Source organism: Phaeodactylibacter xiamenensis, from assembly GCF_000759025.1.
Lineage (GTDB): Bacteria > Bacteroidota > Bacteroidia > Chitinophagales > Saprospiraceae > Phaeodactylibacter > Phaeodactylibacter xiamenensis.
This window is the reverse complement of record NZ_JPOS01000097.1, coordinates 32,098-57,813: the sequence shown is the minus strand read 5'-3', so window position 1 is coordinate 57,813 and position 25,716 is coordinate 32,098. Positions and strand designations below refer to the sequence as shown.

The window sequence follows — 25,716 nt, the reverse complement described above, 5'->3', positions numbered from 1 at the left end:
TCAATAGTTCGGTAATTTTTTGAAGCATTTGGATAAAACGAAAGGAAGCATCATTTTAGTGATATGCGACTATCTACTAATGATGCTTCCAGCAAGAGCCAGGCTCTTGTGGAAACGATACTAAGCAAAATTGATGGCTTAAACAAGCCGAGACGAAATTTTATCATTTCGATCATTGTACTGTATTTATCTCTACGAGGTCGATACACGTTCAAAGGCATGGAGCGATATGGCACTTACTGTGAAAAGACCTACCGACTCCAATTTGAAAAGTCATTCGATTTTCTCCAATTCAATATTGAGTTAAGTAAAGAACATTTAGGTGCTCACCGGATTATCGCCTTTGACCCAAGTTATCTTCCCAAAAGTGGGAAGCACACCCCACAGCTTGACAAATTCTGGAGTGGTTGTTTGGGTAAATCCGTCAAAGGCCTTGAAATAGGTGGTTTGGGCGTAGTCGGCATAGATGATCATACGGCTATGCCATTGGAAGCTATCCAGACGCCTGGTCAAAAAGAACTCAAAGAAAAAGGACAATCCCTGGTAGATCACTATGCCCAGTTGATCATCGAAAGGAAAGAGCAGCTTCGCCAGGTATCTAAGTATGTGGTCGTAGATGGCTATTTCTCAAAGATTTCCTTTATCGGCCCGGTTTGCAAGCAGACCGATCTAGAAGTTGTTTCTAAATTTCGTAAAGACGCTGATTTGAAATATCTCTACGCCGGTCCCAGAGAAAAAGGGCGTGGCCGGCCCAAGAAGTATAACGGTAAAATCAAGCTGAAGAAAATTGACAAAGACCAATTCCAACTGCTCCACGAAGATCAGGAGGTGAAAATATGGGGATTGATCTGTTGGGCAGTCCGTTTGAAAAGAAAGGTCAATTTAGCCTATGTTGAGTTCCTTGACGAAGGTCAGCCTACAGGCCGGTATGCCGTATACTTTTCAACGGATCTGGAACTGGATGGCCAGTTGATCTACGCTTATTATAAGGCTCGTTACCAGATTGAGTTCTTATTCAGAGATGCCAAGCAATACACTGGTTTGACTCACTGTCAATCCAGAGATGAAAAGAAGATGCATTTCCATTTCAACACCTCCTTGACGGCGGTTGGAGTAGCCAAGGCCGCCCACTACCTGGACCAGGATGTAGAACTAAGAAATGGATTTTCTTTAGCTAACGTAAAGACCTCGTATTTCAATGAACTGATACTGGATTTATTTTTATCCAACTTCGAAATCGACCCAGAACTGGAAAAAAATAAATCTGCCTTGCAAAGGCTATTGAATTTCGGCAAGATTGCCGCTTAAAAAATTACCGAACTATTGTGCAGATGCAACGGTAGCTAAAACAGAGTTGGATAATATTATGAATAGCATTACGTCGCAGGTCGGCGGTACACCGTCATCGAGGTTGAAGGATCCAGCGAGAGCCAGAGAGAAGATTGATCTTGATCCTGATCCTGATGCTAATTATTCTTGGCTAACTGATCTTGCCGGAGGCAGAATAGTTTATGATAACCTAGATGATTTCTACGATGCACTGGATAATGTAGTAGGTAATTATCAAGTAGCTAGACTTAATGAACGTGTAGTGATGCCCCTTCCAACCGGATTTCGAGACGTTCTGATGAACTTAAGAATGTCAAATGGGCATGTTGTGGAACTTCAAATCTCTCTAAAAGAAATGATTGAAGCTTCTGACGGTCCTGGTCATACTTGGTACGAAGAATGGAGAACTCTAAACGGTATCGTTCAATCTCAACAGGGAGGTGTTGCCACGGCTGCTCAAGCAGCGGAGCTGGAAAACTTAATGACCCAAATGCAAAACCTCTACAACGGCGCTTACCAACAAATACTAAGTCGGCAATAAAAGTGTGATAGGACATGCTAAAGGATAGATTTTTTAGGGTGAAAAATATTTTGGTCTGCAAAAAGACCTCCGAAGATGGAAGGCTAGCAATGTTGGCGTTAGACCGGGAAAATTGTCAGTTTGTAGTTGAGCCTTACTATTTTGATCTTTTTTTTCGGAACACTGACTGGAGTATAGAAGAATTAGACGCGGCCTCTTTCAAAGAAGCCGTAATTGAAGAATGCGGGCATTTGCCTGACATGGATTTTTAAAGTAATTTTTTTAGAATATGTGGTCTATTGAGGTTTTACAAGAAGCATGGTATATGGCTAGTAAATTACATGCTGGACAAAAGTATGGAGGTAAAAATGAAGGCGAAGAGTTAGAGTACATCAGCCATATAGGGAGCGTAGCCTTTGAAATCCTTGGGGCTGGGCTGCATGATCCTGATATGGATATTGATTTTGCTGTTAAATGTGCAGTTCTACACGATACTATTGAAGATACAGAGCTGTCTTATGATGATATTATGAGCACCTTTGGTCCAAGGGTTGCCGATGGGGTAAAAGCCCTTACTAAAGACGAATCACTATCCGATAAGCGGGCAATGATGGTAGATAGCCTGACTCGCATTAAAAGACAACCAAAAGAGGTCGCAATGGTAAAAATGGCAGATCGTATATGCAACCTTTACTCTCCACCTTTCTACTGGGATAGCGAGAAAAGAAGCGCATATCGGGAAGAAGCCACTTTGATACTAAACTCTTTAGAATCGGCAAGCGGGTACCTTTCTAATCGACTGAGAAGGAAAATAAAAGATTATAAAGTTTAGTTTTAGACCAACCCCTGCAACTTAGTCCTAGTGATAAAAGCATCGAGAAGGGTGAAGACGTGTTCTTTATCCTTCTTGCTCATTTTAGAGACTTCGGTAATGCGGTCCACCTACAACATACCCCCGCTACCCGTAGGTTAGCGGGGCAATAAAATGGAGCCGCTGCAAGGAGACTGCGTCCCCCGCTGTCGTTAGTTTAGTGGCTGTGCCCTGATGCCTTAAGTCTGTCCCCTATTAAAAAAACCGATGTATGCAGTCTCCAGACTGGATACAAGTTCCCTGCCCGTCTCTGACGGATGCAAGTAGAAAACTCATTCCCATTTGGCATCCGACCAAATATCATCCATCACCGTCACTGGGAAAAGGCCTTGGCCAGTCAAGTAGTTTGAAGCACTGCTGTACCGGAAGTCTTCCGGTTTGGCTACCAGTCCGTTACAGACCGGGTTGTGGTGGATGTAGTGTGGCTTTTGCCGGATCCACTGATTAGAAGACAGCTCAATGGGGTGGTTATTTTGGACCCAGAATTGGTATTTCCGATTGTTTTTGTTCTTTCTGGCAATAGGCCAAGCTTTCCAAAATAATCGCTCGGTAGCAATCGCGAGAAAAGACATCGATCTAGCCGATGACGGTCAGGGTCAGATGGTGCATGGATTGTTGGTTTCCGATAGTGTAGACAGCCATGGCTTTTCGAAGAAAATACGGACTGGTTTTATTGGGTAAGCCCCTTTTGAAAAACATTTTTTATTTTTCAGGCTTTCGGGTTGCCTTGCAAAGGGTTGTTTTAATTCCGTCAGAGACGGGGGGATAGTCGTATCCAGTCTGGAGATTGCATACATCTTGAAGCTTTTTGAGAAGGAACACTTGGGGCATCAGGGATACCCCATAAGTTCAGCTATGGCAGAGTCCACTTGCGGGCATTTGGTCAAAGAGCGTATGGAGCAGAGCGGCATGCGGTAGAGCAGCGACAGTGCCCAAAAAGTGATGGATTTAAGAGCTGTAAAATTAAATTGCGACATGGAGGATTTTGTCCAGTTTGTCGTTGGCTCAGAACGCAAAATCCGCCTCCGAAAAATGGCGGCATAATGGATACCCCGCTTTTTTGTCACGCACCCGAATCATTTTTAAGCATAAAACCGTTATCTTTAGGTAACTACTTTTATCAAGCTAAAGCAAAAGCCATGGGCGTCGATCAGATCAGGGAGCGTTTACATCTTCGTATTGAGCAGGCCGATGAGAAGATGCTTCAAGTGCTGGACGAACTGGCAGAAAGCCTGTTTAAAAACTATCAGTCGGATGCTTTAGAGCAAGCTCGTCAGGAGCGGATCGCCGCTTATGAAGAGAAGCTCAAACCGATGACAAAAGAAGAACTTGTCGCCAGAGCCTTAGCCTCACAAGCTGATATCGAAGCTGGCCGTATCCATGACCTGGAAGAAGTGAAACGAACGTTGGGTTTATGAAACTGCGCTTCACAACCAACGCCAATCGAAGGTTGAGCCAAATACAAGACTATTACACCGACAAAGGGAATCCTAAAAAGGGTCGTCGTATTGCTCGTCAAATACTGGATAGAGCAAAAGAACTGGAAGACTTCCCTGAGTTAGGCCCTGAAGAAGCGTCTCTAAAGGACTTGGGAAAAGGACACCGTTCACTGCTTGTTGGAACACTGTACAAGATCATTTACTTATTGGCAGCACCGTTCATTATCATCACTGATATTTTTGATACTCGTCAGGATACGGACAAGATGAAGCCATGAACCTCTCGTTGCCTTCATCATAAAACCCTCAAACCCAAAATCCAACCGCCACAACCAAATGCAACGTTGCAGTTATCCTCCTTATAAAGTGGTTTGAGACTTTTCCAAATTGCTTCGGCGAGTAGATGCTGATACGTAGCAATTTGGACCTGTGCTGACCTTTAGTGTCAGTATGACCAAGGCATTTAGTCGTCAATATAGTACTGACGCTGTCGGTTCCCGGAAGCTGACAACGCAGTTCGTTCTCCGGCCTGCACCGAAAGCGTCAGGCAGTGCAGCATCTAAGAACTGCGTCTACGCGCCAGCTATCAGGCCATGAAACAATTAGCTACTCCACCTTCGCCAGGCTTCGGCGGACACTTTGCGCTGCGGAACCCCATCAGGCAGTATGGAAGAAAGCGCACCGCAGTGCCGAAGCCCTGCGATGCGCCTCCAGACATAGTCTTACTTCAGAAAAGCATACTTCTCCGCATACTCCAGCATTTGCTCCGTAAAATCAGCCGGGTACTCCACTTTGATGTCGGTGATGGCTCCGTCCTCACTGGTAACCGGCACGAGGCGGGGGTTGATAAAGCCACCGTAGGGCGGGATGTTGAGTTTCTCTGACCGGCGCAGCACTTCCGCATGCAGATCGGCATCCACCTGTACGCCGTAGGTTTCGATCAGGTTTTTGCCGGCTTCGTAATCGCCCTGTGACTTGATGCGCTGCACCTCGCGCAGCAGCTCGCCAAACAGCTCCCGTACTTTCGAGTAGTCCTTGATGTCGATGTAGGTCTTGCCGTCGCGCTTGACAATTTCAATAGAGCCATTGGCCGTACCTTGCTCAATGGTCCAGCGGGAGATCATCTGCCGGTCGCGCATGTGGGCCTGCTCGATGATGTTGCCGGGCTCGATGCGCCGCAGTTGGAGCATATAGCCGTTTTTGAGGTAGCCATCGTACTCTGCTTTGGCTACTTCGTCGGAAGGGACCAGCCCGAGCTCCTGCATTTTGGGGTCCATGATGTAGTAGAGGGCGACCAGGTCGGCGCGGGCTTCTTCCAGAGGAGAGGCGTAGTTTTTGAGGGTCTCCTTTGGTGTGGCTACGCCATCTTCAAGCTGTCCGGAAGCATGGCCGACTACCTCGTGGAGGGCAGTGTGCATTTTGCCGCCCAGGGAACCGTACTCCCGGGCGCGGGCCATTTCTTCCTCATCGTGGGAGAATTCCTGCAGCAAGCCGGGGCCGTCTGCTTTTTCGTACGCCTGAATGATGTTGCCCAGGCTCACCGACTTGGAACCATGCTTGGCGCGGATCCAGTTGGCATTGGGGAGATTGACGCCAATGGGGGTGGCGGGGGAGGCGTCCCCGGATTCACCGGCTACGGCTACCACGCGGTAGGTAATGCCAACGACGTCCTTCTTCTTGTGCTCATCCATGATGGGCGAGTTGTCCTCGAAGTACTGCGCGTTTTCAGAAACGACAGCCATACGCTCGGATGCATCAAAGTCTTTGATCTGAACGATGTTCTCGTAAGAGCCTTTGTAGCCCAGCGGGTCGTTGTAGACCTCAATGAAGGAATTGATGTAGTCAATGTCTCCCTCGGTAGCTGTGACCCAGGCGATGTTGTATTTGTCCCAGGTTTCCAGGTCGCCGGTTTTGTAATACTCGATGAGGAGCCGAAGGGCATTGGCCTGGGCTTCGTTTTCTGCGACCTCCACGGCTTTCTCCAGCCAGGAGATGATTTGCTGAATGGCGGGGCCGTACATCCCATCGGCGTGGTAAACGGCTTCTTCCAGTTCTCCGTTTTCGTTGCGGATAACCTTGGAATTGAGGCCCATGGAGATGCGCTCGTTTTCCAGGTTGGCTTTCAGGTTCGCGTAGAAGGCTTCGGCCTCCGCCTGCGTGATGTCAGGGTCGTAAAAGTTGATGGCTGAAGCTTTGACCAGGTCATCGGCGCTTTGGTTGATCTTCTTGGCATCTACTTCCGGGTCGAACATGGCAGTGAGGGCTTCTGCTGAGAGGGCAGTACCCACGGCACTCATCAGCTCCTGAAAGTAGGCCTGTGAGAACTCGGGCTGGAACTTGTCATTAGAGTAGTGGTGGTGGATACCATTGGAGAACCAGACATTCTTCGCATACACGATGAAGTTGTTCCAGTCCTCGCCCGATTTGTCGCCTTCGTAGCCGGCTACGATTTTGTCGATGGCATCGCGGATAGCCAGGTTGTGGCGGTAGTTTTGATCGTACATGATGTCGCGCCCGCTCAGTCCGGCTTCCACGAGATAGTACACCAGCTTTTTCTGATCAAGGCTTAGCTTATCGAAGCCCGGCACCCGGTAGCGGATCATCTTTTTGTCGGCGAAAGTCTCCGTCAGGTACTGAAAGCCCTCGTCCGAATCTTCGGTGGCGGTTTCAGTGGTGTTTTCGGTAGTTGGTTCTGCATTTTGATTGCAAGATGCGATAAGGGCAACGAGCCCCAGCATCCATAGCCATTGTTTATACATAATAAGGTATAATGGTTAGAAAATGAGTTGGATGAGTCTGCTGAAGATACGCTAAATTATGAAAAATGTTAAGCAGGGCCTGGTGATCTGTGTATCGTACATTGCACAAAACAGAAAGTGATACCATAGATTATATAAGCCATACGAAGTGGCCACTAGCCATCAATATCGGTGGGCAACCCTCTGCATTTAAGCGCTATGGCTGCTGGGGTAGAGCTTCCGGCTCTGCTCCAGCTTATCCAAAAATAGAATAAGTACCTAAATTATTTCTAATTTTATCAGGCCTTAGTAATTCCGCGGAAATAGCGCCTGCCGCGCTACGCGGTAAGTTAGACCATGTTTTATCAACAGATGCCCAATACTCGAGATGGTGAACGCCCGATCATTACTGTTCCTGTTAGGGGCCCTTTGGGGGCTTTGCACTGATGGCTTTAGTCAAAATCAACCCGGTAAGGAATTGCACATCAAAAAAGCCAAAGGTGCCATAATCCTGGATGGCATCATCAACGAACCCGACTGGCAGGCTGCGGATGTTGCAGATGATTGGTACACCAATTACCCGGTAGATACGCTAAGAGCGCCTTTTCAGACAGAAGGCCGGTTTACCTTTGACGACGAGTTCTTTTATGTCTCCTTTGTCTGTTTTGACGATGAAACGCCGGATATCGTCAACTCCCTCCGGCGCGATTTTGATTATTCGCTGAACGATAATGTAGGGTTTGCAGTTGGGCCTTACAATGATAAGCTGAATGGCTTTTTCTTCGTTATTACCCCTGCCGGTGTTCAGATGGAAGGCACAGTGACCGGTGGTGGGACGGGCGATGATTCCTACAGCACTTTCTGGGATAACAAGTGGTATTCCAAAGTAGTCCGCTACGAGGATAAATGGATCGCCGAGCTGGCTATCCCGTTCAAAAGTTTCCGCTATAAAAGCAACATCCGCGAATGGAATATTTCGATGGACCGCTGGGAGCTGAAAAGAAACCGAAAGACCAGCTGGATCCGTACGCCTATACAGTTTGTTTCGGCTTCCTTCCCATACGGCGGGCAATTGGTGTGGGATGACCCCGTCCCCCCTGCAAAAACCAATATCTCCTTTATCCCCTACATTACAGCTAATACTTCCACCGACAACGAGGTGGAACCGGTGGAACAAAACAGGGGCTTTCAGACAGGATTCGACGCAAAGATCGCCATTACGCCCTCTTTAAACCTTGACCTCACGGTTAATCCCGATTTTTCCCAGGTAGAGGTTGACGATCAGATCATTAACCTGACCCGCTTTGAATTTCAGTTCCCGGAAAGGCGGCAGTTTTTTCTGGAAAACAGTGATTTATTCGACCTGGCGGGTTTTCCCGGAGCAAGGCCTTTCTTTTCCCGCCGGATCGGGTTGGCGGCGGATTCTTCCGGATTATTCCAGCAAGTCCCCATTGCCTATGGCGCCCGGCTCAGTGGTTCCCTGAGTGAAAAATGGCGGGGGAATGTCTTGAACATGCAGACGAGAGAAGAAGCCTCCATTGGCTTGCCTGCTCAAAACTATACCGTTGCGGCCCTGCAGCGGAACTTCTGGGCACAATCCAACGTCACCCTTAGTTTTGTGAACAAACAGAGTTTTGGAGTAGAGCCAGAGGATTCCACCAAATTCTTCAGCGATAACGTGTTTCGGGAAGTGCAGTTGGGAGACCGGACGGAACTAAGGCCGAATACCTACAACCGGGTCGTTAGCCTCGATGTGGAGATGTCAAGTAAGGATACGAAATGGTACCACAGTTCTTTCATCGCGAAATCGATTGATGATTTTAATGCAAGGGAGAACCTTTCCGGATTGCTGTTCGGCCGTTATTCCACGCGCACCCTCAGCATTTGGTCCGGGTTTTCGTTCATCAATGAGTTTTTCAATGCGGAAGCCGGTTTTGTGCCGAGTATACGGGTTTATCCGGGGCAGTATTCTTTTTTTGGAAACGCAGCCTATCAGTTTTTTCCGAAAAAGGAATCCATAATCCGAATGGGGCCTTTCCTGAGTTTTGATCATACCTACATACCCGGAGGGACCAATACCGACCGTAGTTACGGGCTGGGCTATCAGTTTGAATTCAATAACGCCTCGTCGCTGGAGGTGAGTTACAATTACGTTTACCAAAGGCTTACGAATAGCTTTAATTTGCTGGACCCGGATGAGTTTACGGGTTTTATGGAAGGGGAGGAGTACAATTGGAACGCCGCCTCAATCGAATACAGGAGTAATCCACGGAAGCGGTTTTTCTACCAAATCAGCAGCAGTTACGGAGGTTTCTATAATGGCGAGAACTTTAATCTGTCAGGAGAGCTTGCCTATCGCTATCAGCCTTTTGGGAATGTGGCATTACGCTTCGATTTCAACGATTTGCGGCTTCCGGAAGCCTACGGACAGGAGCAGCTTTTCCTGTTTGGGCCCCGCATCGATTTGACCTTTACGGATGAGGTTTTTTTGACGACTTACGTACAGTATAATAACGTTTTGAACAATATCAACCTGAATGCCCGCTTTCAATGGCGATATCAGCCTGCCTCGGATTTGTTTGTCGTCTATACAGAAAACTATCTTCCTGAGAACTTTGGCAGCAAAAACCGGGCGCTTGTGCTGAAGCTGACTTACTGGCTGAACCTCTAAAGCATGGACCGCTTTCCGGGAAAGGTATAAAGCTGTTTGGGTTAGATTTTGATTAGCCTCCTGGTCATAAAGGTGCTGTTGGATAATCTGATTTTAACAAAATAAATCCCTTTGCTTAATCCGGAGATGTTGATTTCCCGGCTGTTACCATGGTAAACAAGCCTTGAATTTACATCGTAAATTTCGATGGAGGCTAATTCCGGCCCATCAATATGCAGCATACTCCCGGTGGGGTTTGGAAATAGCCTTACAGGACTACCTGTGGGGGCTTCAGTAAGGTTCACAACATCATGGGTGGAAAATGATATGAGCTTTGCCTCCTCCGAGAATGGAGGGATACTGAAGGACTCAGAGGTCATGAAATACGAATCGGGGGCTATATGGGTAATGGCTTCTATTTGTTCAAGCCCAAGGCTGGTAAGGGGGATTCGCGTATTGGTCCCGGAGAAGACATCGCTGCCCGAAAAGCCTTCACTAATCCACAGGAAAGGCTGTAGCAGCAGGGTGTACCCCACTGAATACAACTTACCAGTAGCCTCATTAAAGGTGGCACCGGTGATTAACCCTTCGCTGTTTAATGCAGTGGGTAAAGGGCTGACAGCATAGTCCCCACTCATCTTTGGAATCGGGTAAGCCTTAGATAATCCTGTAACCCAGTTTTTTGTTAACAGAATTAGCGTAGTATCTAAGGTGAATAATGCTTCTGCGTCCCATTCCGTGTTATTAGGGTTGGATGGGAAGTCCAGCTGATCTGCGTAATTAAAATTTATGATTTCTGCTAAGACATGGGTGGTGTCCAGATAGTCGTTCTTGTTGATCTTATAGATTTTCAAGTCCGTTCTGTTGCCGTTATTATTTCCAATGTCGCCTATGTAAATGGATGTGCTGTCCTGACAGATATCCTCCCAGTCTGCATTTGTGGCATTATCGATTGTAATGGTTCTGGTTATTTCGCCGGTGGCCGGATCTAGTTCATAAAGTATATTTTCATTACCGGAATCATTATGGCTGATGAGCCGGTTGCTGAAGAAGATCACGCCCGAGGATTCACTCAGAACAGCAGGCAGATTGTACTGTTCTTCCACGTCAGTGATCTGGGCAGTGGTACGAAGCGCTCCGAAGAGGACTAGGGCGGCTAAGGTTAATTTTTGCACAATCTGTCTGTCTTTTATTACGCATTTGGAACCGTCATGCCGGTAAATGCCAATATTGTGGTTCCAGAACTGTTGCAATAAGCCGGGTAAGGCTTTTTCAAGAAGGTTATAGTTAAACAACTCAAAGCGGGCAGGCTCGCTACACTCTGGCCCGTAATGGTTGCTGCTGTCGGCATCCGCAGTTTCCAGGGGCGGGTCAAAAAAGATTCGCTCCACTACTTTTTAGCAAAATAATTCAGCTGAATCCAATCTCCATTCATGGTGTACTGAGTCTCATTTGCCGGATTTTTAAAGACCAAAAAGAGTGTGTCTAAGCCACTCGTTGGGTTGATGGGGACCTCAAAAACTTTAAAGTCCCCCTTGTCCTCATTGAAGTATTCGATGGTTTGCCTGCCCAGAAGCATACCGTTCTCCTGGCCTTTTCTGATCTCCACTTCACCGTAGTAGGCGTAGTCGGCCCCAAATGCTGCCCCGATGCTGATGCTGCTTAAGTGGTCAAAGCTGATCGGATCGAATTTGAAGTGTTTTCCATCTTTTATGGACCCTACCACTGTCCGGCCGTCTGTTTCCCAAACCCCCAGTTCCTTATCCAGGTCAATGGCGTGCTCCAGCTCCATTTTGGGCGGGATAAACGTAAACTCTTCTACCACGGAAAGAGCAGACCCCTCAATGTCAGGATGGCCTTCGTCCAGGTAAGAGGCCATAAGCACGTACTTGCCAGCCTCCGCGTCTTTTGGATGTTTGTTAAAGGTCAATTCTCCGGACAAGGGCAATAGCTTTTCACTGACTTGCTTTTCCGGGTCCAGGGACAAAATATAATTCACCATGGCATCCACTTCTTCCACGGTCAGCTGAGGGTGGGGTGCCATCATCGTTTCCCCCCAAACACCCTGACTCCCTTTGATGACGCGGTGAATCAGTGTTTGTTTGTCCTTTTTGTCATAGCGTTTGGCAATATCTATATAGCTCGGGCCCGCCACTTTTTTATCTTTTGCGTGACAGGCTTTACAGTCCGAGGCATCGATCAGGCTAAGCCCTTTGGGCATTACGTTTTGCTGATGGCCTATGCTTGCGAGAATGATGTCTTCACCTTCGGGAATGTAGTTGAGCGTCACTTTTACTTTTGAGGGATCCAGCGTCCCGTCAGAGGTGCTGCCGTCTTCCAGGTCGCTCACGGCTACTTCGTACCTGACCTTTTTGTTGGTCCAGTAGGTGGTGCCATGATCACTTAGTGCGATTTGTAGGGTTGGAGGTTCGTTGCCGGCCATTATTTTTTTGTTCACGCTGGCCTGTTCGCCCTTCGTATCGGTCACGATCAACTTTACATCATAGATGCCGGGGCTTTCAAAGGTATAGGTGAAAGCGGGAGCATTGCCCTGCATTACCTCCTCTCCAATCACCCAGGTATAGGTGAGTGGGTCCTGATCATAGTCCAGGGACTTAGCCGCTGAAAATTGGACCGTAAGGGGCACTGCACCCGTTTCCTTGTCGGCCTCGAATCGAGCCACAGGAGGGCGGTTCCCTCTGTTGTAAGTAATGACGGATAAGCGGGCATCCAAATTCCGGCTGTTCCATTTTTGGCCATATTCCAGGACATACAGTTTGCCATCTTTGGAAAACAGCATGTCCATCGGATGAGAAAACGCTGTGCCCGGCATAAAGGGATCGGCCTGAACAAATTGGTGGTTGTCATCAAGATGTACCAGGTAGATCCAGTCTCTCATCCATTCATAAACAAACCATTTGCCATCAAAATAGGAAGGAAAGGTATGTTCAGATTCCGGATAATCCGAAGCATGGTAGATAGGGCCTGACATGGGATTGACGCCTCCCGATCCCAGCCACGGAAATTCATCAGAGGCTTCGTAACTGTACCAAATCATGGACTCTTGGATGGGCGGCAGGTTTCGAAGCCCCGTATTATTGGGCGAATCGTTGATGATGTTTTTGGGATCGAAAACAGCGCCCGATTTTTTTGAACGGAAATCATAGTCCGTATACATTTGGTTATTCCCCCGGCTGTAAGGCCAGCCATAGAAACCCGGCGCTTTGGCTTGGTTGAACTCTCCCATGCCAGCCGGGCCCCGCAAACTGTCGGGGGCGCCGGCATCCGGGCCGACATCACCCCAATACAAATAACCTGTGTTGGAATCAATCGAAAACCGGAAAGGGTTCCGGCACCCCATCACAAAGATTTCCGGGCGGCAGTTTGCTGTCCCTGCCGGAAACAGGTTGCCTGCCGGAATGGAATAACTGCCATCTTCTTCCGGCTTAATCCTGAGTATTTTACCTCTTAAATCATTGGTGTTTGCTGCTGATATTTGGGCGTCAAAATGTTCGCGCCCGGGCCTTTCGTCAATTGGGGCGTAGCCGGAAGATTCAAACGGGTTAGTGTTGTCTCCCACGCCTATGTACAGCAGGCCATCTTTCCCAAACTCCAAAGAGCCGCCACTATGACAGCATTCCCGAATTAAGGGGATTTTCAAAAGTACCTTCTCATCGGTCAGTTGGTCCTCCGCTAAAGTGAAACGGGAAATGTACTGTGTCGCCTCTGATATGTTGGGCGAGTAGAATACATAAACCCAATTGTTCTTCTGGTAATCCGGGTCAACCGCGATGCCCAGTAAGCCATCTTCGTTATCATAGTGCACATCCAGCGTGTCTAAGGTTTGGACCTGCCCGGTGTGATAGTCATAGAGCTTAATGGCACCTCTTCGCTCGACATAGATGATGCCTCTGTCCCCCAGCTCATCGAGTTCCATGGGTTCGTCCAGGTTGAAATCCAGCACCTGCTTACTGAAACGGGTTTCCTCAGGGACGCTGAATGTTGTAGCTTTTGAGTAGTCCAGGCTGTTATTGCCGATCGCAAATCTGGTCCCCTCCAAAACCTGCTTTAGAAACAAGGAGTCCTGATACGTTTCTTCTTTGTGTCCGAGGGCGGTGTAGAAGGCTCTTCCACCGTCGAAATGATGCTTCCAGGCCATAGGATGGTTGGGGCCGTTGCGGCCCCCTTCGTAGGAGGATTCATCAATTTTCATCAGCACCTCGATGGCAGGATTGATGGATTTGAAGTTGTACCATTCCTCTTCAATAGACCAGATTTCGGGGAGATGCTGACAACAGGGATCCTCTCTCTTTATACAATGCAGTTCAGCTTCCTGAATGGCCGGATGCCCATCAAAGTAAGCCCCGACCAACTGATTGTACCAGGGCCAGTGGTACTCCGTATCGGTCGCCGCATGAATGCCCACAAAGCCTCCGCCCGCCTGAATATAGCGCTCGAAGTCCGCCTGTTGGGCAGCATCTAAAACATCACCGGTGGTATTCAGGAAAACGACCGCTGAAAACTGTTCCAGCGTATCTTCAGTAAAATAAGCGGCATCCTCGGTGAGGACGACCTGTATGCCTTCTGATTCGTATAACGCTTTTAGGGCGGTAGCTCCAGCTTCTATAGAAGCGTGCCGGAACCCTTCCGTCTTCGAAAAAACAAGCACTTTCTCCTCTCTTTTCGAGCAGGAGCAAAGAAGGGCAAGGCACAAAAAAAAGAATAGTGATGGTGCCTTGAGGGTTAGGCGAAAAATTCCAGCTCTGTTGATCATCCTGTGAAATATTTATCTGATGCTCCTAAAGTACGGGTAATAAGGTGGGTAAACTACTACGGATGGCCTAAAATTTTTTACATGGGTCCAAATATAAGCTCCATCTGTTATAGGCATTTTGAATCGTTTAACTTGAGTCCACATTATTTATATAGTTCTCCAAGGCAGGATTTGTGCAAAGTTGACGCAGGTATTTTTTTCGCTCGCAAGGCGAAAAACGCAGGCATAGCCTCAGCTACGGCGAGGCTTTTCAACGCAGCGAGCGGAAAAAAGAGCAAGTCAAAATGCATTAATCTCGCCTTGGAGAACTATAAGTCATACTTCCTTACCAGTTCCAGTTATTGATCTGTAATCAAGTCTGAGCAATTTAAGGAGCCGTTACATTGCTTGCTTTTAGTTGCTCAATAGATTCTTCAAGTCTGTTTCTATTCGTTTTAGTCGAGAGCAGATATTCCGTTTCCCTTAACGAGTTATATTCTTTTATTGACATGATTACAATTGCGTCATCGTCATTGTTGTTTCTTGGGACGATAATCACCTCTAATGACTTACTAACTGAATCAAAATAAGTCTTCATTTTAGCCCTTAATGACGAAATTGACACTGTTTTCATTTCTTTAAATCTTGTACTTAAATTTGTATAAAATGAGGTGCAATTTTGTTGGAAATCAATCTTGTCAAATGTTATTTATCCCATCGCCCTACATGCACTTAAAAAATGAGTTGGATCAGTTCGCTGAGGATACGCCAAATGACAAAAATGGTGAGTACGAACAGGCCAAGTAAAACCAGGGCGACCAAAATTACCGGCCCCCAGGCGCTGCCCTGATGCCTGCCCTCTTTGTAGTGCTCTTCCATGAGGTGGAGGTTGCGGCGGTTGGCTTTGTACCCGAGGTCGAAGAGGTCGCCGAGGATGGGTATGGCGCCGACGATCACGTCCAGTACAATATTGCCAATCATCTTAAAGAGGACCATACCGCTCGCGCCCTTGCGTGCCATCACCAGTACCAGCAATCCGGAAATACCAAAGGTGAGGGCATCCCCTGCACCGGGAATGAGGCCCAGCAGGAAATCTGCTCCAAACCGGATATTCGTACCGGGGATACGGTAGCGGGTATCGAGCAGGTCCGAAACGGTATCCAGCCATTTTAGGTCTTCGTAGGGCGTGGGAGAAGGGGATTGGTGAGCCATTAGCGTTTGTCGCGTTCGAAGTAAAGGTAAAAGTACATTCCAGAACCAAAGTCTTCGATATCAGTGGAGGCCAGCCGCCAGCCATCGGCCGCGTACTCGTCCAGCTTTTTTTGTATGTCTTTGGTGGAATCTTTGAGGATGTGTGCCCGGTCCAGGGTGATTTTGCTGTAGTAGATCAGGGATTCTACACGGTACTCTTTCATAGTGGTTGAATGGATGGTTGGACCACAAATTAACGAATCCGCGCAGTTTTACAAATAGTGGACCGCATTCATCATCATTCCGTTGCTCCAGTCTATAGTCCGAAGGGCGACGCGGTAGTGGTCTACCTCAAAATCTTCGGATCGCTGTCCGATTTGAAAAAAGCAGGAAGGCGTGATGTACACGGTGAGGTTACGCTTGGTCACTATTTTTTCAACGTGGTAGTGCCCGGTAAAGACTTGGACGGGATGAGGATGTTCGAAAAAAACGGCCTGTACGGCTTCCATATTGCGCAGGCTGTGCTTGCTGTCCATAAAGGGGACGCCTCCGGGCAGGGGCGGGTGGTGCATAAAGACGAGTGCCGGCCCTTTTATGGCTTTCAGGGCTTTGGAGAGCCATTCCATTTGCTTTGCCGGCATTTCATAAGTGGTGGTATCCAGAAAAAGTACCGTGCGGTCAGCGTACTCCCGGCTGAAGTACAACTCTTTGCCTTTGAGCAAGCCCTCCCGTCCGAATGCCCTGGCAAGCAGTACCGGGTCATCGTGGTTGCCTGACATGACTTCATAGGGCAGGCCGGACTCATCCAGATGGTGTTTTATCCATGCATAAATGCGCGCATCCCCGTCACGGTAGCAAAGGTCGCCGGAGATGACCAGGAGGTCTGGGCGTTGAGCTTTGGCTTTGTCGAGGATTTGGAGAAAATTCTGCCGGACGTCCACGCCATAGGTATCTTCGTTTTCCAAGCCTATGTGCAGATCTGTCAGTTGTACAATTCTCATAGTAAGGGGCCGTCGTTGATTGCTTGTTGCTAACGTCGTTAGTGGTTCCTAAATTTTACTAAGCGGTAGTTATTTGGGGATTAAGAGTCATTGGGTCTGAGTTTAAGGTAAAGCAGGGGCTCAGGGTCATCGGGCAGGTGGACAATCCGCTCGAATTGGAACCCCAGCCGTTCCAGCAATTTCCGGGAGGCGGCATTGGCGTCGGTGGTGATGGCGGTGAGTTCCGGCAGGCCAATTTCGTTGAAGGCAGCTTCAATGAGCCGTTGGGCGGCTTCCCGGGCGTAGCCCTGCCCTTCGTAAGCGGGGAGCAGCCCAAATCCTAAGTCCACGCCCTCAAGCCCCACCCGGTCGTACAAGCCGCAGCAGCCTAGTTTGGCGCCATCGCTTTTGCGGATGAGGGTATAATTGGCGTAACCCAGCCGCTCATACTGCGGGCGGATGCGTTCGAGGATGTAGTTTTCTGCATCTGCTATACTGTATACCTTGCGGTCACCAATGAACTCCAGCCACTTGGGCGTATTGAGGAGCTCAAGGATGAGACCGGCATCCGGGAGGTCGGTCACCTTAAGCCAGAGGCGTTCCGTTTCAAATTCAGTAAACAGGGGCATTATTCAGGTTTATTTCCGGAGCTGCGGATGTTGGCGAGCTTGCGCAAAAGATCAAACCAGAAGGGCGCGCCCAGGGAAACCGCAAGGGCTGTAACCGTCCAGCCCAAGAGCTTCAGGACCACATCGTACCAGGTCACTTCCGACCAGTCTACGTTTTTCCAGCCCAGGCCCAGTGGCGACTTGACAGACTCAATCTGATCGTTGATCATAAACTCCAGCTTACGGAGGGAAGCATCGAATTCGGGCGACATTTGAGGCGGGGCAATTTCCAGCCCGTCCTTTCCATTGACGTAGTCTTCAGCAAGGGTCAGCACCTGTTGCAGGGTTTCCGGGTCGGACTCCAGGCGCTCGTAAATGGCCAGGGTGTCGGCATTGAAAACCACTGCTATGAAGAACCCCATACCCACCAGAATCTTTTGGGTATAGCGCTTATACCAGCCCGAGGCGCGGTCCATCACATCGTTATACCAGGTGCAGACTTTGCCTTTGAAGGCTTCCACATCGTGCTCGGATTCCCGAAGGAACTGTTTCAGGACGTTTTTCAGGTCGGCATCCGGTAAGGTATCCAGCCTTTCCTCTATGCGGTCAAAGCCCTCCCCGTTCAGGATGGTCTCCATCAGGATAGACTGAAAGGAGCGGTCGCTGAGGTAAGAAGGGGAGTAGCGCTTTTTGCCGTATTTGTAGGAGAGCTGTTTGTACAGCGAATTTTCCTTGAACGCCGCGACCAGCTGGTCGTCTACTTCCGTAGAAGCCAGCATATTGCGCAGGGCCTTTTCAAGGTTGCGCCCGCGCAGGGAAAAAGCCGAGGCGACGAGCTCCATCATCGTGGTGGCCAGCAGGCTGAGCAGGAGCAGGACGAAAATCAGGCCAATGACTACCTGTAGCATTCCAATCATAGTGTTGAAGTCTTAGTTCAGGGCTGAATTTAAGCATTCTCAGTCACATCAGCGCCTCACCGAGCCTGCAATTCCGACTAATTTTGAAAGTTATGCTTTATGGTTGTGGATTTAGTTTTGAAAAACAATTTAAAATCGTAATTTAATTCCGGATTGAGTCGCAATAGCGGAATTATAGGATATATTGAGTGCCGCTTCCCAATGTGTGGGGAAATGTCACTGCCGTAGTATGCGCCTCGTCATATACTGTACCCTTAAGACCATAGATCTTACAGCAAATATAAAACCAATTACATATGAGCTACGACACCAAAAATCTCCGCAATGTCGCCTTACTTGGCCACCCGGGGAGTGGCAAAACATCCTTCACAGAATGCATGCTCTTTGAAGCAGGCGATATCCAACGAATCGGCTCGGTAGAAGAAAAAAACACGCAATCCGATTATACCAACATCGAAAAAGAACGGGGCAACTCTATCTTCGCCTCGCTGACGCACGCCGAGTGGAAAGATTCTAAAATCAATATTCTGGATACACCTGGTTTTGACGACTTCATTGGAGAGGTGGTTTCCGCCCTTAAGGTGGCCGATACCGGACTTATGGTGCTCAACGCTCAGAACGGCGTGGAAGTAGGCACGGAACTCATTTGGGATTATGTGGAGCGCTTCGAAACGCCCTGCCTTTTTGTGATCAATCAGCTGGATACTGAAAAAGCAGATTACGATGCGACCCTGCAGCAGGCGCAGGACCGCTTTGGCGAAAAGGTGATCCCGGTACAATACCCGTTGGAGACTGGCGTAGGCTTTAATAAAATCATCGATGCCCTGCGCATGGTGATGTACGTTTTCCCCGATGGCGGCGGCAAACCGGAGAAACACGATATTCCGGCGTCTGAAATGCAGCGCGCCCAGGAAATGCACAATGCACTGGTGGAAGCCGCAGCTGAGAATGATGAAGGCCTTATGGAGCGCTTCTTCGATGAGGGTACCCTTACCGAAGAAGAGTTGACGGAAGGGCTGCGTATCGCCATCGCGCATCAGGATATTTTCCCGGTTTTCATCAGCTCTGCGATCCGCAATATGGGCAGTGGCCGCATTATGGGCTTCATCAATGATGTCTGCCCTTCCCCGGCTGACCGCCCGGCAGCAAGGCTCGTTGGTACGGATGAGAAACTGGCTTGCGACAGTAATGCCGAAACTACCGTGTTTGTCTATAAAACCATGACGGAGCCTCAGGTAGGGCTGGTGTCTTACTTTAAGGTGTATGCCGGTACGCTGAAAACTGGTGATGAACTGGTGAACCAGAAAAACCAGACTACAGAGCGATTTGGGCAAATCTTCATCGCGGAGGGCAAAAACCGGGAACCAGTTACGGAGCTTAAAGCCGGTGATATTGGCGTCACGGTTAAGCTCAAGAATACGCACACGAACAATACACTTGACGAAAAAGGTACGGATATCCAAATTGATCCGATCCACTTCCCGGAACCACGTATCCGCGAGGCCGTTCAGCCGATGAGCGCCAACGATATGGAGAAGCTCTACAAAGCGCTGCATCAGATCGAAGAGGAAGACCCTACGCTTATTGTTGAGCAAAATGCTACGCTAAAGCAGACCATTCTGCACGGGCAGGGGCAGTTGCACCTTGATCTGATCAAGTACCGGATTGAGAAAGTGCATAATGTTACGATGGAGTTCACCAAGCCACGTATTTCTTACCGGGAAACGATTACCAGGAGTGCCGACAGCATGTACCGCCACAAAAAGCAAACCGGCGGTGCCGGTCAATTTGCCGAGGTACACCTTCGGGTAGAGCCTTATACAGATGGCATGCCTGACCCGGATGGGCTGAGCGTACGTAAAAAAGAAGTGGAAGAACTGCCCTGGGGCGGCAAGTTAGCTTTCTACTGGTGCATCGTCGGTGGTTCTATTGATGCCAAATACTCCAATGCGATCAAGAAAGGGCTGCTGCAGCGTATGGAAGAAGGGCCGCTGACTGGCTCTCACTGCCAGGATATCCGCGTAAGTATTTACGATGGTAAAATGCACAGTGTGGATTCGAACGATATGGCTTTCATGCTGGCTTCCAAGCAGGCATTCCGCGCGGCATTCAAAGAAGCGGCACCTCAACTGCTGGAACCTATCTACAAACTGGAAATCCTCTGCTCTGATGATGCCATGGGAGATATCATGGGCGATCTGCAGACCCGTCGCGCCATCATTATGGGCATGGACAGTGATGGGCACTATCAGAAAATTACTGCACACGTGCCACTTGCAGAGCTATATGAATACTCCAACCGCTTGCGTTCCCTATCTCAGGGGCGTGCCAAATTCCATCAGGAATTCCTGGAGTTCCAATCTGTACCGCATGACCTGCAGGCAGAACTGATGAAAGCGCATGAGGAAGAGCTTTCTGAAGCTTAGCTTCTCTTATTTTCAAACTAATGGTGTATGAAAAACCGGGAGTCAGCAACATCGCTGCACTCCCGGCTTTTTTTTGCAGCAGGCGATCTTAAGAAAGCTCAATCACCAGGTCATCCTGTTCCACCAGCGTTTTTTCGGTCAGGAAAATCTTTTTGACCGTACCAGCTATGGGAGAAGTAACCGTAGACTCCATTTTCATAGCCTCGATGGTGAAGAGCGGGCTGTTGGCTTTTACTTCCTGCCCTTCCTCGACCAGTATTTTCGAAAGATTACCCTGTAGCGGGGCGCCCACCTGTTTATCGTTTTCCGCTTTGCGGTGCACAACTACTTCCGACTGTACCTTGCGGTCGCGCACCGGTACGGAGCGGGTCTGCCCGTTGAGTTGGAAAAACACCAGGCGCACGCCCTGTGCGTCCGGTTCAGACATATTGATGTACTTGATCAGCAGGCTTTTGCCCGCATCAAGCGCGACAATGATTTCTTCATTAGGCTTCAGGCCGAAGAAGAAGGCCGGCGTGGGGAGGGCTCTGACCAGTGCATAGTTATCGTAATGCTCGCGGTATTCCTCATACACCTTGGGGTACAGCTTATAGGACAAAAAGTTACGCATGTCCAGGTATTCACCAAAGCGGGATTTGAATTCGGCATATTCCGTGTCAAAGTCAACCGGCTCCAGGTGGGCGTTGGGCCGCTCGGTATAGGGCTGCTCATCTTTGAGGACAATTTTTTGGATGTCCTTGGGGAAGCCGCCCGGCGTTTGGCCCAGGTCGCCCCGCATGAGGGCCTTGACGCTATCAGGGAAGGAAAGCGTATGCCCCTTTTGAAGGATGTCCTCACGAGTCAGGTTATTGGAGGTCATGAACATCGCCATGTCGCCCACCACTTTGGAAGAAGGGGTTACCTTAACGATATCTCCGAATAGGTCATTGGCTACGCGGTAGTTCTTTTTGATGGTCTCGAATTTTTCCTCCAGCCCGAGTGCCCGCGCCTGTGGCCGGAGGTTGGAATACTGCCCGCCGGGGATTTCGTGCTCGTAGACTTCAGCAGTGCCGGAGCGCAGTTCGGTCTCAAACGGATAGTAATAGCGGCGCACGGCTTCCCAGTAGGCGGAGAATTCGTTCAGCGAGTGCAGGTTGATCGGGTGCTCCCGCTCATGCCCTTTCATGGCTGCGGCTACCGCATTGAAGTTGGGCTGAGAGGTCAGGCCAGACATGGAGCTGATGGCCACGTCTATCACGTCCACGCCAGCTTCTACGGCGGTCATGTAAGTGCTTGCCTGTATGGAGGCGGTGTCGTGCGTATGCAAATGTATGGGGGTGTGGACGGTGTCCTTTAGCGCCCCAATGAGTTCTTCCGCAGCCAGTGGCTTCAGCAAGCCAGCCATATCCTTGATGGCGATAATGTGTGCCCCCTGATCCTCCAGCTGTTTGGCCAGGTCAAGGTAATACTGTAGGGTATACTTGGTCCGGGTGGGGTCGGTGATATCGCCAGTGTAGCAAAGGCAGGCCTCCGCGATGCTGTCGGTACGTTCCCGAACGGTCTTGATACTGACCTTCATCGCTTCCACCCAGTTGAGGGAGTCGAAGATGCGGAAAATGTCAATGCCTGCCTCAGCGGCTTCCTCTATGAACTTGATGATGAGGTTGTCCGGATAGGCAGTATAACCTACCGCGTTAGAGCCCCGCAGCAGCATTTGGAAGCAGATATTTGGAATTGCTTCCCGCAGGAACTGCAGGCGCTTCCAGGGGCATTCCTTGAGGAAGCGCATGGAAACATCGAAAGTGGCGCCGCCCCAGACTTCCATAGAGAAGACATCATCGCTGTGGCGCAGGGCGAAGCTGCGGGCGACCTTTTCCATGTCGTAGGTGCGCATGCGGGTAGCTAGCAGGGATTGGTGGGCATCCCGGAAGGTGGTATCCGTATACTGAACGGCATTTTGTTCCTTGAGCCACTGCGCGAAGCCCTCCGCGCCAAGCTGCTGCAGTTTTTGCCGGGTGCCATCGGGTACCGGGGCTTTAGGGTCATAAGCGGGCACGACCGGGTCGATAAAAATTTTGCTTTCGTCCTTGTATTTCACATCCGGATTGTCATTGACGATGACTTCTGCCAGGTAGCGGAGGAGCTTGGTGCCACGGTCCCGCCAGTTGGGCATCGCCATGAGCTCGGGGTGGTCTTGTATGAAGTTGACGGTGGCAAGCCCCTGCTGAAAGGTTTGGTCCCGAAGCAGGTTGAGCAGGAAACCAATATTGGTACTCACGCCCCGTACCCGGAACTCCCGCAGCGCCCGGTGAAGACGCTGAGAAGCCCCTTTCATCGTCCGGCCCCAGGCAGTTACCTTCACCAGCATGGAGTCAAAGTAAGGCGAAATTTTTGCGCCCGGGAAAGCAGAGCCGGCATCCAGGCGTATGCCCATGCCAGACGCGGAGCGGTAAGCAATCAGGGTACCGTAATCGGGCTTGAAGTTGTTGGCCGGGTCTTCGGTGGTCACCCGGCACTGAATAGCGTAACCACTGCACTCCACATCTTCCTGATTGCGGATGTAGATAGACCGGTGGCTCAGCTCATAGCCCGCCGCAATGAGGATTTGGGAGCGGACAATATCGACGCCCGTTACCTCCTCCGTGATGGTGTGCTCTACCTGTATTCTGGGGTTGACCTCTATAAAGTATACGTTTTCGTCTTTATCGACCAGGAATTCCACCGTGCCTGCATTACTGTAGTTGACCGCTTTGCCCAACCGGATAGCGTAGTCGTATAGCTTTTGCTTGGTGACTTCATTGATGGAAGGGCAGGGGGCGATCTCCACTACCTTCTGAAAGCGGCGCTGTACAGAGCAGTCTCTTTCGAATAGGTGGACCAGGTTGCCATGTTTGTCACCCAGCAGCTGTACTTCGATGTGCTTAGGCTGATCAATGAACTTTTCTATGAATACTGTATCATCGCCAAAGGCATTGCCTGCTTCCCGCCGGGCCTCCTGAAAGGCATTGGCGAGGTCTTCTTCCTTGCGTACCACGCGCATGCCCCGGCCACCGCCCCCGGATGCTGCCTTTAGCATTACCGGGAACCCGATTCTTTTAGCCTCCTTCAGTGCGATTTCGGCACTGTTCAGCGGCTCCTGACTGTCTTCGATAAGAGGGACATTCTGCTGCCGGGCCAGCTTTTTGGCAGCCACTTTGTCGCCCAGTTGCTCCATGCTTTCCGGCGATGGCCCCACAAATTCGATGCCTTCTTCGCGGCAGCGCCGGGCGAAGGTGACATTCTCAGAGAGGAAACCATAACCAGGGTGGATGGCATCAACTTCATTCAGCTTAGCTACCCGGATTATTTCTTCAATATTCAGATAAGGTTTGAGCGGATCATTATCTTCGCCCACCTGATAAGCCTCATCTGCCTTATATCTGTGCAACGAATAGCGGTCTTCGTACGTATAAATGGCAACGGTCCGTAAATTGAGCTCGGATGCGGCGCGCAAGACGCGGATAGCAATCTCTCCGCGGTTGGCTACCATGAGCTTTTTAAATCGCTTGCGTTCTGGAATCATTGTTTTCGCTGTTGATTGAAAGTGAGGGTAGGGCCGCCCGGAAGATAGTAATTGCCGGTAGGACGGCAAAATTTAGTTTTCAGATTGCGGAGTGGAAATCCGAAGCCTGAGGGGGGAGAAAAAGCAATTGCCTTGTAACTTTGCAGGTAATCCGTCAAACTAAACAAATATGAACCACCAACACATTCACGTCCTGCTTTTATGTTTTTCCTTTACCGTAGCCTGGTCGCAAAACCTTTCTGTTACCCTGATTGACAGCGGCATTTACCAACGGGGCTGTACGATCGGGCAGCAACCCTGTACATCGTCAGATCTACCTGCTCATTCAGTGACTTTAGGCGCATTTGCGATAGGTACGCATGAGGTGACACAGGCGGAATACCTGGCGGTTATTGGCAATAATCCTTCCTTGAATATTGGCTGCAGCGATTGCCCGGTAGAGCGGGTGAGCTGGTATGCGGCTATCGTGTTTTGTAATGTCCTAAGCCAGCAGCAGGGGGTGGCGCCGGCCTACTATAGCGACCCTGAGCTGTCAGAGCCCTTTTTCAGTACAGCAGGTACTGTATACTGGGATACCGAGTCAGATGGCTATCGCCTGCCTACCGAAGCCGAGTGGGAGTACGCTGCCCGGGGTGGGAATATAGATAATGATTTTCGTTATGCCGGAAGTGATAACTGGACGGAGGTTGCGGTGGCGGGGGCTGCCACACAGCCGTCAGCCACCAAAGCACCAAATGGACTTGGTTTGTACGATATGAGTGGGAATGTGGCCGAATGGGTCTGGGATCTGTATGGCGATTATCCCAACTTTCCACTTTGCGACCCGCGCGGAGTAGCAACCGGTACGGACCGGATTGTCCGGGGAGGGCATTTTCAGCAATCTGCCGGTGTATCAGTGAGCAGCCGGGCATTTGCAGAACCCGGCGATCAAAGCAGTACCATTGGGTTTAGAGTGGCCCGCACTACCGGCCGGATGGTCACGGTGCCCGGTGGGGCCTTCACCATGGGCTGTACTGCTGAACAGGAACCGGACTGCCAAAACGATGAATATCCGCCCCACACGGTTAGCGTAGACGACTTCCTGCTCTCCCGCTATGAGGTCACGCAGGCCGAATGGGCGGCTCTGATACCAGAATATACGCCTTTATACAACAGAGGGGCAGGCCCTGACTATCCCACTTACCGTGTGAGCTGGTATGATGCGGCCACCTACTGCAACCGGCTGAGCCTCACGGAAGGGCGGACACCGGCTTATTACTTTGATGCGGCATTCACAGAAGTGTTTGATTCTCTGGTAGGGGACCAGCTGGCCTATGTGGACATTTACTGGGATACGGAGGCTGATGGATATCGCTTCCCCACCGAAGCAGAGTGGGAATATGCCGCCAGGGGCGGAGCAGCAGGGCTGGTCACTGTTTATGCCGGCAGCAATGACCTTGATGCCGTGGCCTGGCACAGCGGCAATAGTAATGTTAACAGCCAACCCGTAGGTACCCGCGCACCTAATGAGTTGGGGTTGTATGATATGACAGGCAATATTTATGAATGGTGCTGGGACTGGTATGATTCTGATTACTATGATGTCAGCCCGGTTGATAATCCGCTGGGGCCAGCTGGTCTGACACTACGTACCATACGGGGCGGGTCCTGGAATACCACCGCAGATGGCTCCCGTGTAGCCAATCGTTTGAATTTTCTGCCCGGTGCACGCCGGACGACTTTTGCCTTTCGTGTAGCGCGTTCAAAATAACCA

General features: G+C 49.8%; 20 protein-coding genes. 9 read left to right on the top strand and 11 right to left on the bottom strand.

The genetic code is table 11. The features are described from left to right. The first annotated feature begins 63 nt into the window (after window positions 1–63). From IX84_RS29085 to IX84_RS29070, 4 genes are read left to right on the top strand one after another with little or no spacing between them, the layout of a single operon-like run. On the top strand, window positions 64–1,308 hold the full coding sequence (locus tag IX84_RS29085; RefSeq protein WP_052515835.1) for a transposase: 1,245 nt from the start codon (window positions 64–66) through the stop codon (window positions 1,306–1,308). Next, complete coding sequence (locus IX84_RS29080; RefSeq protein WP_152605293.1) at window positions 1,298–1,870, top strand: RelA/SpoT domain-containing protein; 573 nt, start codon at window positions 1,298–1,300, stop codon at window positions 1,868–1,870. The genes IX84_RS29085 and IX84_RS29080 overlap by 11 nt, the downstream gene beginning before the upstream one ends. A 14-nt stretch (window positions 1,871–1,884) precedes the next feature. After that, a complete protein-coding gene (locus IX84_RS29075) occupies window positions 1,885–2,121 on the top strand; it encodes a hypothetical protein (protein WP_044229759.1) in 237 nt (78 codons plus the stop codon). Between the two features lie 17 nt (window positions 2,122–2,138). Beyond that, on the top strand, window positions 2,139–2,681 hold the full coding sequence (locus IX84_RS29070; protein WP_044229757.1) for an HD domain-containing protein: 543 nt from the start codon (window positions 2,139–2,141) through the stop codon (window positions 2,679–2,681). Window positions 2,682–2,992: 311 nt separating this feature from the next. Here IX84_RS29070 and IX84_RS29065 read toward each other — a convergent pair whose 3' ends face one another. Then, window positions 2,993–3,292 carry a hypothetical protein gene (locus IX84_RS29065; RefSeq protein ID WP_052516503.1) on the bottom strand — a complete coding sequence of 100 codons (300 nt, stop codon included), beginning with the start codon at window positions 3,290–3,292 and terminating at the stop codon, window positions 2,993–2,995. A 471-nt stretch (window positions 3,293–3,763) separates the two neighbouring features. Between IX84_RS29065 and IX84_RS29055 the strand changes: the two genes are divergently transcribed. Both IX84_RS29055 and IX84_RS29050 read left to right on the top strand, forming a co-directional pair. Continuing rightward, window positions 3,764–4,138 carry a hypothetical protein gene (locus IX84_RS29055; protein ID WP_044229751.1) on the top strand — a complete coding sequence of 125 codons (375 nt, stop codon included), beginning with the start codon at window positions 3,764–3,766 and terminating at the stop codon, window positions 4,136–4,138. Beyond that, on the top strand, window positions 4,135–4,437 hold the full coding sequence (locus tag IX84_RS29050; protein WP_044229748.1) for a type II toxin-antitoxin system RelE/ParE family toxin: 303 nt from the start codon (window positions 4,135–4,137) through the stop codon (window positions 4,435–4,437). Before IX84_RS29055 ends, IX84_RS29050 begins: the two co-directional genes overlap by 4 nt. A gap of 444 nt (window positions 4,438–4,881) precedes the next feature. Here the strand turns inward: IX84_RS29050 and IX84_RS29045 are convergent, their stop codons facing one another. After that, a complete protein-coding gene (locus tag IX84_RS29045; protein ID WP_044229745.1) occupies window positions 4,882–6,918 on the bottom strand; it encodes a dipeptidyl-peptidase 3 family protein in 2,037 nt (678 codons plus the stop codon). A 457-nt stretch (window positions 6,919–7,375) separates the two neighbouring features. Here IX84_RS29045 and IX84_RS29040 point away from each other — a divergent pair, with 457 nt between their 5' ends. Further along, window positions 7,376–9,568, top strand: a complete 2,193-nt coding sequence (locus tag IX84_RS29040; protein WP_052516502.1) for a carbohydrate binding family 9 domain-containing protein — start codon at window positions 7,376–7,378, stop codon at window positions 9,566–9,568. Window positions 9,569–9,609: 41 nt separating this feature from the next. On the opposite strand, the gene IX84_RS29035 is transcribed toward IX84_RS29040, so the two are convergent. The 8 genes from IX84_RS29035 to IX84_RS29000 all read right to left on the bottom strand — a co-directional run bounded on the left by IX84_RS29035 (window position 9,610) and on the right by IX84_RS29000 (window position 17,996). Continuing rightward, window positions 9,610–10,938 (bottom strand): T9SS type A sorting domain-containing protein, encoded by a 1,329-nt coding sequence (locus tag IX84_RS29035; RefSeq protein WP_202965313.1) that lies wholly within the window; start codon window positions 10,936–10,938, stop codon window positions 9,610–9,612. Further along, window positions 10,938–14,216, bottom strand: coding sequence for a ThuA domain-containing protein (locus IX84_RS29030; protein WP_052516501.1), 3,279 nt, complete (start codon window positions 14,214–14,216; stop codon window positions 10,938–10,940). The genes IX84_RS29035 and IX84_RS29030 overlap by 1 nt, the downstream gene beginning before the upstream one ends. A 472-nt stretch (window positions 14,217–14,688) precedes the next feature. Continuing rightward, window positions 14,689–14,934: a type II toxin-antitoxin system Phd/YefM family antitoxin gene (locus IX84_RS34750; protein WP_044229740.1), complete on the bottom strand. Its 246-nt coding sequence runs from the start codon at window positions 14,932–14,934 to the stop codon at window positions 14,689–14,691. Window positions 14,935–15,032: 98 nt separating this feature from the next. Then, window positions 15,033–15,512 (bottom strand): DUF4112 domain-containing protein, encoded by a 480-nt coding sequence (locus tag IX84_RS29020; RefSeq protein ID WP_044229738.1) that lies wholly within the window; start codon window positions 15,510–15,512, stop codon window positions 15,033–15,035. Beyond that, the gene (locus IX84_RS29015) at window positions 15,512–15,715 is read right to left on the bottom strand and encodes a DUF4177 domain-containing protein (protein WP_044229734.1); all 204 of its coding nucleotides are present in this window, start codon (window positions 15,713–15,715) and stop codon (window positions 15,512–15,514) included. The genes IX84_RS29020 and IX84_RS29015 overlap by 1 nt, the downstream gene beginning before the upstream one ends. Window positions 15,716–15,763: 48 nt before the next feature. Further along, on the bottom strand, window positions 15,764–16,492 hold the full coding sequence (locus IX84_RS29010; protein WP_044229731.1) for a metallophosphoesterase family protein: 729 nt from the start codon (window positions 16,490–16,492) through the stop codon (window positions 15,764–15,766). Window positions 16,493–16,572: 80 nt separating this feature from the next. After that, window positions 16,573–17,100 carry a GNAT family N-acetyltransferase gene (locus IX84_RS29005; protein WP_044229729.1) on the bottom strand — a complete coding sequence of 176 codons (528 nt, stop codon included), beginning with the start codon at window positions 17,098–17,100 and terminating at the stop codon, window positions 16,573–16,575. Continuing rightward, a complete protein-coding gene (locus tag IX84_RS29000) occupies window positions 17,100–17,996 on the bottom strand; it encodes a hypothetical protein (protein ID WP_052516499.1) in 897 nt (298 codons plus the stop codon). The genes IX84_RS29005 and IX84_RS29000 overlap by 1 nt, the downstream gene beginning before the upstream one ends. A gap of 296 nt (window positions 17,997–18,292) precedes the next feature. Between IX84_RS29000 and IX84_RS28995 the strand changes: the two genes are divergently transcribed. Then, window positions 18,293–20,422 (top strand): elongation factor G, encoded by a 2,130-nt coding sequence (locus IX84_RS28995; RefSeq protein ID WP_044229725.1) that lies wholly within the window; start codon window positions 18,293–18,295, stop codon window positions 20,420–20,422. An 88-nt stretch (window positions 20,423–20,510) separates the two neighbouring features. Here the strand turns inward: IX84_RS28995 and IX84_RS28990 are convergent, their stop codons facing one another. Next, a complete protein-coding gene (locus tag IX84_RS28990; protein WP_044229721.1) occupies window positions 20,511–23,963 on the bottom strand; it encodes a pyruvate carboxylase in 3,453 nt (1,150 codons plus the stop codon). A gap of 169 nt (window positions 23,964–24,132) precedes the next feature. On the opposite strand from IX84_RS28990, the gene IX84_RS31725 reads away from it, so the two are divergent. Further along, window positions 24,133–25,713: a formylglycine-generating enzyme family protein gene (locus tag IX84_RS31725; protein ID WP_052516498.1), complete on the top strand. Its 1,581-nt coding sequence runs from the start codon at window positions 24,133–24,135 to the stop codon at window positions 25,711–25,713. Window positions 25,714–25,716 lie beyond the last annotated feature (3 nt).